Origin of the sequence: Schlesneria sp. (assembly GCF_036405755.1) — a bacterium.
Classification (GTDB): domain Bacteria; phylum Planctomycetota; class Planctomycetia; order Planctomycetales; family Planctomycetaceae; genus Schlesneria; species Schlesneria sphaerica.
This window is the reverse complement of sequence record NZ_DASWWZ010000474.1, coordinates 1-9,446: the sequence shown is the minus strand read 5'-3', so window position 1 is coordinate 9,446 and position 9,446 is coordinate 1. Positions and strand designations below refer to the sequence as shown.

6 protein-coding genes and 1 pseudogene are annotated in these 9,446 nt (G+C 56.3%); 4 read left to right on the top strand and 3 right to left on the bottom strand.

Going from position 1 to position 9,446, the window contains the following annotated elements; translation table 11 throughout:
* On the bottom strand, nt 1-1,905 hold a 1,905-nt coding region (locus VGE80_RS16145; protein WP_440593383.1), incomplete at its 3' end, for an MMPL family transporter.
* A 966-nt stretch (nt 1,906-2,871) separates the two neighbouring features.
* Here VGE80_RS16145 and VGE80_RS16140 point away from each other — a divergent pair.
* Nucleotides 2,872-3,252, top strand: a complete 381-nt coding sequence (locus VGE80_RS16140) for a hypothetical protein (RefSeq protein ID WP_373653620.1) — start codon at nt 2,872-2,874, stop codon at nt 3,250-3,252.
* Between the two features lie 197 nt (nt 3,253-3,449).
* On the opposite strand, the gene VGE80_RS16135 is transcribed toward VGE80_RS16140, so the two are convergent.
* Nucleotides 3,450-4,589, bottom strand: a complete 1,140-nt coding sequence (locus tag VGE80_RS16135) for a trans-sulfuration enzyme family protein (protein WP_440593382.1) — start codon at nt 4,587-4,589, stop codon at nt 3,450-3,452.
* A gap of 265 nt (nt 4,590-4,854) precedes the next feature.
* On the opposite strand from VGE80_RS16135, the gene VGE80_RS16130 reads away from it, so the two are divergent.
* The 3 genes from VGE80_RS16130 to VGE80_RS16120 all read left to right on the top strand — a co-directional run bounded on the left by VGE80_RS16130 (nt 4,855) and on the right by VGE80_RS16120 (nt 9,020).
* The gene (locus VGE80_RS16130) at nt 4,855-6,063 is read left to right on the top strand and encodes an inositol monophosphatase family protein (protein ID WP_373653622.1); all 1,209 of its coding nucleotides are present in this window, start codon (nt 4,855-4,857) and stop codon (nt 6,061-6,063) included.
* 32 nt (nt 6,064-6,095) lie between these two features.
* A complete protein-coding gene (locus tag VGE80_RS16125; protein ID WP_440593381.1) occupies nt 6,096-7,619 on the top strand; it encodes an ArnT family glycosyltransferase in 1,524 nt (507 codons plus the stop codon).
* Nucleotides 7,620-7,853: 234 nt separating this feature from the next.
* On the top strand, nt 7,854-9,020 hold the full coding sequence (locus VGE80_RS16120) for a type IV pilus twitching motility protein PilT (protein WP_373653624.1): 1,167 nt from the start codon (nt 7,854-7,856) through the stop codon (nt 9,018-9,020).
* A 113-nt stretch (nt 9,021-9,133) separates the two neighbouring features.
* Here VGE80_RS16120 and VGE80_RS16115 read toward each other — a convergent pair.
* Nucleotides 9,134-9,446: pseudogene (locus VGE80_RS16115) on the bottom strand (hypothetical protein); the annotation flags it as partial.

The following is a 9,446-nucleotide window of genomic DNA, read 5'->3' as shown; positions in this document are numbered from 1 at the left end:
CGAACTGGCAATCCGTTGCGATTCCGGGTCACGACGCGACTTGAGCAGATCATAGAGTTTTTCCAGGGCTCGACCATTCGCGGCGGGCATGGCCGCCTGGGGCTCAGGAGGTGCCGCAGGAAGTTGAGACAACTGTGCATGGTAGCCCTGAATGAGCAGCCGTTTGGCCTCGGGCAGGGATTCCGGGATGCGTGTCGCAAGTTCCTGTACTTCGCGAACAGTCGGCAGCTGTTCAAACTTCTTTTTGAGTTCTCTCGCTTCCTCCGGAGAGTCAGCAATGGAAAGGGCATACAGCAGCGAATGCTTGGAAGACTCGAAAATGTGGTTCTGTGCTTCGACAGATTCCAGTCCTTCAGCCTGAAGGTGCAGGAGATTATGATCATAAACGACGAGTGGCTTCGGCACTGGCCCTGACCAGTCGAAGCTCCGATAACCGATGAAACCCAGGAAAACCGCGGACGCCGTGAGGATGACCCAGGGATAATTCAAAATCGCGGCACGCAGAGTTCGTGCTTCGAAGGGCTTGGGCAGTTCCAGCAGTTCTGTCCGACGATCCGCCACGGCGATGGCGGCGGGAAGAACGGTGAACGCCGCCAGTGCACACAGCAGAATGCCTCCCCCGGCGATCACTCCCAGCTCCGCAACCCCCAGGAAGTCGGTCATCGTGGCGCAGAAAAACGCCAGCGATGTGGTCACGGCCCCTGTCACGACTCCAACGCCGACACCCTCGGTCGTCGCCACAATCGCCTCGATCAGACCCATTCCCTGATGCCGCAGCTCCAGATAGCGGGACAGGATATGCACGGCGAAGTCGATTCCAAGCCCCATCAACATCGCGGCGAACGACACTGACAAGATGTTCAGATGGCCAATCATCAGCGTCGTATAGCCGAATGACCAGGCCATCCCCACCGCAAGCATAAACAGTCCGAGGAATGGATGTAGAAATCCCCGGAAGCCGAGAAACAGCAGAATGGCGACACCGACGAAGGAAATGACCGAGGCGGTCGTCGAGTCAGCCATCGACCGCCGCATTTCGTCATTCTCGAGAACCGAGATCCCGGTCAGCAGGAACTTCACATCCGGGAACTTCTGCTGGGCGTCAGCCAGCAATTTCCGGACAGCGTCGATGGCAAGAGTGGGTCCCTCAAAGGACCCCTTGTCCTGCACGGCCGAAGCCATGACGAACCCCATCGTCCCTGTCTCATTCAGCATATAATCAGACTGCTTCCCCTGCTCTTCCATCTCGTCCGGCACGGACAGAATTTCAGGCCAGGGATTCGTAAAGCGGTCACCGTCCTGCATCGTGTTCTGCAAACTTGTGATGAGCAGGTCCGTATGATGCAGGAGTTGTTTTTCCATTTCCGGATCGTTTTTGACCCGAGACAATTGGCTTTGAAGACGTGTGACAACACCATCAAGCGTAATCAGACCCCAGTTGCCGTTGAGAATGGGTCGGAACGACTCCAGTCGTTCCAGACCGTTGGCGAGGGTATTCGCGGGGAGGTACTGCAGCCCCTTCTCTGGAAGTTTTCCCGGATCAATTCGATAGAGTACGTTACTGAACAACTTCGGTTGACCGGCCAGACGGGAACCGACATCGTCGATGGCTTCCTTCAGCGCCTCGCTGCGATTGCTTTCGATGACAACGATGATGTCGTCGAATTGACCGAAGTCCTTGGTGTAATTAATCCAGCGCTGATAGAATCCCGCCTCGGGATTGATCAGATCGGACCGGTCTGTCTTGAAATTCAGTCGCTGCGTCGTGAGATAGACGCAAAACACGGCCGACAGGACGACGATCCCGATTGTCCACCAGGCGTGACGAGCACACAAACCGGTCAAGGAACCAAGTGATTCCGTGAGAACGGATTTTGAACGGGGTTCTTTGACTTCTTCCGACATTCAAACGTCTCGGCAATCTGGTTCAATTGTGGCGACAGGAATGATATCGGTAATTTTCCGATCATCGCAAGCGGTCTCATCACCAGATAGGTAAACCAGATAACCTGGAACACCAGTTTCAAATCGCGAAAGTGGGAAACCGGCAATTTTCTGCGAGTGAGGCTCCCCCCGTTGGGGCCAGTGACCGCCCCCGCAACCTCGTCCACGGCCACCAATCTCGCTGAGAAATCTCTCCTGGACCGATGCATCAGCAGAGGGATTTCTCAGAAAAGCAACTACTCCGTACCGAGCGAGGTGCATGAAGAATTCTCGGGGCGACCTCAATAGACTACCCAGTCACCCTGATAAAACCACATGGTTTACGAAGCACAGCCCCTATCACAGGTAACTTGCATGAACGGGTGGATTCGTTCGGGATGCCGCCCGATAACTCCTCAGCCCGGGAACGATGCGAAAGCTGACTCACCGGGAGAAATTGATTCGGCGGTCCGCGTGGATCTGCTCACTGGGAGACGAGGTTCCCGGCAGACCAGCCTGCCCCGCGCAGCACCCGAGACTTTCCACCATGACCATCATGTGGGGAGACGGCTGGCAATCCTTGCAGAAGAGCTACCCAACTACTGACGTATTCAAACAGACTGCAAGGTTTCCCTGGACTGCTGGATCGAATTCTCACTCGCCGTCGTTGAACCACTCTCGGTTCGACGACGGCGATTTTTTTATACTGCTGCAAGACTCTGCAGGTATGCGGCAACATCGCCCAAGGTTAGTGAAGCTCTGCCCGCGATCAGCGCATTATCCCACCGCCACCCACTTCGGCTTCCCGCAGAGAACATTTTCTACCGCTGATTCTGCCTAGACATTACGTTGCGAAACGGGATTCGTGAGACGACAGGTTCAGCGGCATGCCGATTGCTACCCTCGGTTCTGTGATGTCAAAAAACACTGACTTACAGAATAAATCTCATGATCGCAGCTTCCCCCCAATACGAATTCACGCACGTGGAGCACCGCGAGCTTGAGTATCTCTTGCTGGGGGATCTCAGGCAGATCCTGGAAGAGCCTGAAGGGCCACATACCGCCTGCTGGCTGTTGGCCATTCTCGACATGATTCTCGTGGGACGTCCTCGGCTTCGCCGGGCGGTCTACCTTCCAGTGCGAGTTCCCGAAGATCCCTACCAGCCCCGCACCATGGAAACGAGGTCACTGATCGAAAAGCTGAGACGCCTTCGCGATCGGGTGGCTCATCGTGCAGGGCACGCGGCACTGGCCAATGAAATCCGCGATGAACTTCGAGAAGTCATGCTCGACCGCATGAGCTCCGCCGGCTGTTTGTTTGACGCCTGAGACGGCCCAGCGAACATCCCGTCGGTCCGCCCCCGGGGGTTCTTTCGCCAGACTGCCGCATTCGCTCGGGATTCTTCTCAGCCCACAAAGCGCCGGCCGGCCACACCTCCCAGCACATCTCTCCAAAGAACAGACCGACGCAGCGAAGGTAACTCAGAAGCCCCCTCACTGCGTCGTGAAATGCCAGTTCAGTAAGCTCAGTCTGCCAGAGCGTTTGTGAAATCGGCAATCAGATCGTCAGGATGTTCGATCCCCACGGAAACACGCAGCGTCGAATCGGTGATTCCCGCTTCCCGGCGTGCGGCTTCTGACATGGAAGCATGGCTCATCGAGTCTGGGTATTCGATGAGCGACTCCACACCGCCCAGGGATTCAGCCAGCTGGAACAATTTCAGACGTTCGACGACCCGCTCAACCGCCGGACGTCCGCCGTCGATTTCAAAACTGAGCATCGCACCGAAACCTGTCTGCTGACGCTTGGCCAGTTCGTGCTGCGGATGATCCTCGAGACCGGGGTAGTAGACGTGCTTGATCCGGGCGTGTCCGTCGAGGAACCTCGCCAGGGCCATTGCACCTCGCTGGTGAGCTTCCATACGGGGACCCAGGGTTTTCACGCCGCGGAGCACCAGCCAGGCATCGAAGGGGGAGCAACCGAGGCCCAACGCATTGACGACATAGCTGATTTTTTCAGCATGCTCTTTGGACTTCGTAACGACGCAGCCACCTACCACGTCCGAATGACCATTCAGGTATTTCGTCGTTGAATGCACAACGATATCAACCCCGTGGTCGAAGGGGCGCTGGAAATAGGGAGAAAGGAACGTGTTATCGGCGATCGTGATCGCCCCGGCTTCCCTGGCGACTTTCGCGATCGCCGACATATCGACAATGTTCAGCAGGGGATTGCTGGGGGTTTCGATCCAGACACATTTGGTTTTTGGAGTGATCGCCTTGCGAACTTCCTCGGGATCGCCCATCCGGACAAAGACAAAATCGATTCCCATGCTGCGGAAAACCGCGTCGAACAGACGGTACGTACCGCCATAAATATCGTGGCCGGCGATAATCTGATCGCCGGGCTTGAAAAGGTGCATCGTCGCCGTGATGGCCGACATCCCGGTACATGTGGCTCGGCAGTCGATTCCACCTTCGAGGGCGATAAGGTTTTCTTCGAGAGCACGTCGCGTCGGATTGCCACTGCGCGTGTAGTCAAAACCGCGATGTGTTTTCAGATCGTCCCAGCGAAACGTTGAGGACGGATAGATCGGAGTGGTGGCACTATTGAAAGTTGAGTCTTTATCCACACCTACGTGGACACACTGGGTCTCAAACTGCATGTATAAAATCCTTCAACGGTTCGACGGCACAATTTGGCCGATATGGTAAGGCCGAACTTCGGGAACAACAATCCCGGGGCTGACAATCATCGACACACAGGCATTCGAGATGGTTCATCGCGTCCGATTGCGCGTTCAATGCCTGATCAACCTGGAAAATCGGCTCGGGTGACTCAAAACATCGTGTGACAGTCGCCTCTGATCCGCCGCCACGCTAATCTAGGCACACGAATACTACTCTTTTGACTGATTCTGGAATCTGCTTGTGACAACGCCGACTGCATCGCTTCCGCCGTCATCTGAAATGCAATCACGCCTCGAGTTTGGAATCCGCGTCGCACGCGAGGCCAGCGAACTTATCCTGCGGTACTACCAAGCCACCGATCTGGCCGTGGAGCGTAAGGGGGATTCTAGTCCCGTCACAGAAGCCGACAAGGGAGCCGAACTGCTAATTCGTAAGGAATTGGAGCTCGCCTTTCCGAACGACGCGATCCTTGGCGAAGAGTTTCCCGACAAGGTCGGCACGAGCGGATTTCGCTGGATTCTGGACCCCATCGATGGAACCAAATCCTTCATCCACGGTGTTCCGCTGTTCGGAACCCTCATTGGGGTCGAGTACGACTCGCGCTGCGTCATCGGCGTCGTTCGCTTCCCTGCCCTGAACGAAGTCGTCTATGCCGCGAAAGGGTCAGGCGCCTGGTGGCAGATCGGCGATCGGGAACCCCGACAGGTGCGCGCCTCTGACGTCAACACCTTTGACGAAGCGACGTTCTGTACGACGAACATTACCCGCTGGCAGAAAATCGGCCGTGCCGACACCCTGCAGACGCTGCTGGATTCGGTCAAGCTCGCCCGGGGATGGGGTGACTGCTTCGGTCATATGCTGGTGGCAACTGGCCGTGCCGAACTGATGATCGACCCCTCGATGAATCCCTGGGATGCCGCGGCGCTGCTGCCGATCGTGGAAGAAGCGGGGGCGTGCTTCGTCGACTGGAAGGGCGATTCGACGATTTATGGCGGAAACGGCCTCTCCGTGGTGAACGGCCTCAAGGATCAGGTCCTGGGCCTGCTGAGAAAAACGTACGAGATCGACGGTGAGAACTTCAATACCCTGGAAGAATTCTACGACGAGATCGAGCGGGTCCTGATTCCGGGGGTGACATGGGGTCGTAATCTCGACGCCTTCAACGATCTCCTGCGAGGGGGCATGGGAACTCCTCCCGGCGGGTTTATCCTTCGCTGGAAGAATGCCGCCAAATCCAAGGTTCGACTTGGCTTTGTCGAGACGATCCGTCAGTTGGAAGCGCGACTGAAGAATTGTCACCCCGCCAATCGCTCGTTCGTACAGCAGGACCTGAAACTTGCCCGTTCCGGGCACGGAGCCACCGTCTTCGACTGGTTGGTCGAAGCCATCCGGGATCATGGAGCTGACGGAAAAGAACCTGACGATGGCGTGGAACTCATTCTTGAGTAAATGAACCGAAATTGTCCGACAGGAGTCCGAGCATGGCAGGATGCCAGCGACGCAAATTGGCCACGCTCATTCTGGTGACATTAATTTGTCGCCTGGCATGGGCGGCCAGCCTTGAAACGGGACAGGACGAGGCCTACCACTACCTCTACACGGTTTACCCTGACTGGAGCTACTTCGATCACCCTCCCATGCTGATGGTGGTCGCTCGACTGGGAATTGCTGCTTGCGGAGGATGGCTGCATCCCCTCTCGATTCGACTTGGATTTATTCTGCTGTTTGCAGGCTCAACCTGGGTCATGTACCAGTGGACCAGGCGCTTCTATGGCGAACGCGCGGGGTTCTACGCCGCGCTCGCCCTTAACCTGAGCGCATACTACACGGCCGCAGCAGGAGCGTTCGTACTCCCAGACGGACCGCTCCTGTTCTTCGCATTACTGACGATGCGGGCTGTCAGCGAAGCTCTGATCACCTCTCCAGGCAAACTCCTTCCCTGGGTCTGGGTGGGGCTCGCCTGTGCGGGAGCCATGCTCAGCAAATACCACTCAGTCTTCCTTCCCCTCGGGACGCTGGCTTACGTCCTGGCAACCCCTTCAGCACGCGGGAGCCTCCGAACTCCTGGCCCCTACCTTGCCGCGGCCATTGGTTTTCTCGGACTTGTTCCGGTACTGATCTGGAACTCGCAACATGACTGGGCGTCGTTCGCATTCCAGAGCGCACGTGCTGTGGGACTTCAGTTCCGGCCCGAGGGGTTGGCTCTGATGCTCTTCGGTCCGATGGGATTTCTGTTCCCCTGGATCTGGTACTCATTCGCGCTGATACTGGTGACACGGATCCCCCGACTGAGAAGCGCAACGGGAATCGACCGACTTTTACTGTTCATGGCCCTGCTTCCTCTGGTTCTGTTTACGGCGGTCGCCTGTATCCGACCGATCCTCCCACACTGGCCCCTGATCGGTTTTCTGCCACTGTACCCCCTGGTCGGTGCGGCCTGGGCCGAAAAATCCCTGAGCCAACCGGTCGTGGTTCGTCGCTGGATCATCTTCATGTCGACCGCATTGATCCTCATCGCGGGAGCCTTCCTGACACAAGCCCGCTTCGGACTCGTCCAGTTCCCGTTTCGCGATCCCTGCATCGAAATCAGCGGCTGGGAATCCGTGGGGGAGGAACTGCGAACCCGAGGAATCGTCGATCGCCCCGACACATTCCTGTTTACTGATCGGTGGTACGAGAGTGGCGAGCTGGCATTCGCCGTCCGCAATCGAATTCCCGTTACCTGCTATAAAAAGGGGGACGCACGCGGCTTTGCTTTCTGGAGTCGTCCCGAAGACTGGCTGCACAAGGATGGAATCCTGATTGATTCAGATCGGCGTCCAGACCTGATCGAGGAATACCGCCCCTACTTCCGCGAAGTCGAAGCACTGCCCTCCATTGAAATGAAACGAGGTGGCCGACTTTTCCGTGTCCTCAATGCCTATCTGTGCCGCGATCAGATCCGGCCCTATCCGTACACCTATGTCCGCAAATCTCCAGAGAACTTTGAGCAACGCTTGCCGTAGACTCCACCTCTCCTGTTAGAATTCAATGGCTCTGTGTGCGAGCACTCTCGATTATCGGGTGTTGTAAACATCCCTCTTTGGAAGTGACTCAACAACATCGGCGATTCCTGGCCCTCTTTCAGCAGAAGAGCACCACGAGTCCCTGATGAGTTCGAGTAGCAATCGATCACGGACGCCCATCAATCAAGTCTTAGTCATTCGCAGGTTTCAAGAGAGACTGTCTGGAGTTTGCTCATGAGTGGTCACGAAGAAGCAACGAGTTCAAAAGCGGGCGCCGGGATTCGTCTGGGCACGAAGCGAGAAGACCTGCCTGTGAACAAACTGTTTCGGGCGCTAATCGAATTTAAAGGTTCCGACTTGCACCTTCAGGTCGGTAAGCCGGCCATTCTTCGCGTCAAAGGGACCCTTCAGGCACTCGATATGCCGCCCATCGACGAAGAGAAAATGCGCGAGCTCTGCTGGCCCCTGATGGACGAACGAAACCAGGAAATTTTCAACAACACAGGGGGTGCCGACTTTGCTCACGTCGTCGAGCACAAAGGCGAATCCTGGCGATTCCGCGTGAACCTGTTCATTCAGATGAGCAAAATGGGAATGGTGACTCGTAAGGTCGAGCGCAGCATTCCCAACTTCGAAGGTCTGTTCCTTCCCCCCGTTCTTGAACAACTCTGTGTCTACGACCAGGGGATGGTTCTGCTGGCCGGGGTGACGGGTTCCGGTAAATCGACCACCATCGCGTCGATGCTCGACTGGGTGAATCGCAACCACCGCAAGCACATTCTGACCATCGAAGACCCTGTCGAATTCGTTTATCAGGCCGACAAGTGTCTGATCAATCAGCGAGAGCTGGGCCAGGACGTTTCAGACTTCCATACGGCAATGAAACACGCGGTGCGAGAAGACCCCGATATCATGCTGGTGGGGGAAATGCGAGACCGTGAAACCTTCGAAACGGCAATGCACGCCGCCGAAACCGGGCACCTTGTGTTCGGTACGATTCACGCGTCGTCCGCACCTTCAACCATCGGCCGTATCCTGGACTTGTTCCCCCAGGCCATGCACCGCGCGCTGCGATCGTCCATGGGCTTCAACATGAAGGCGATCGTTGCTCAGAAGCTGCTGCCAACGATCATGGAAAAGCCAACCCGTGTTCCGATCATCGAGATCATGATCTTCAACGGCACGATCCGCAAATTGATCCTGGAAGAACAGGACGAAAAACTTCCCGCCGCCATTCGAATCGGTAAGGACGAAGGGATGCAGCAGTTTAACGACAGCTTGTATCACTTCGTGACGAAAGAGTTTGTCAGCCGCGCGGCCGCCTTCGAAATCAGCCCCAACGTGGAAGAATTGAAGATGATGCTCAAGGGGATCAACGTCAAATCGGCCGGTATTCTCTAGACCGTTGCTGATTGCCATCTCGACCTCGTCACTCTCATCGTGGCGAGGTCTTTTTTTTGACTGGATCAGAACGGAAGGGTGCAACCCCGTTTTGCGTTCGGTGAAACTCTTGATTACAGGGTGTTTTGTGGACTCGCGGTTTGGGGTTCAACTTTGCAGGACATCAGTTGGGGTGTCCATTGCCAGGTGGCGAGGTGATGTTTCTTGGTCCAAGCTCGCATTCGTTTGACCTGTTCATCCCAACGGCGACTGATCACCAAGGCGCGCAGTTGCAACATTTCTTCCGCGTGATGTTCTCGCCAGAAGACGCCGTTTCCTTTCAGCCGCAGGTTGATGACTCGGCGGATACTGCTTTCAATGGCACCGCTTCCCAGGGGGAGACCGCAGCGACGAAATTCGGCATAGTTCAATCGTCCCGCATCCCCG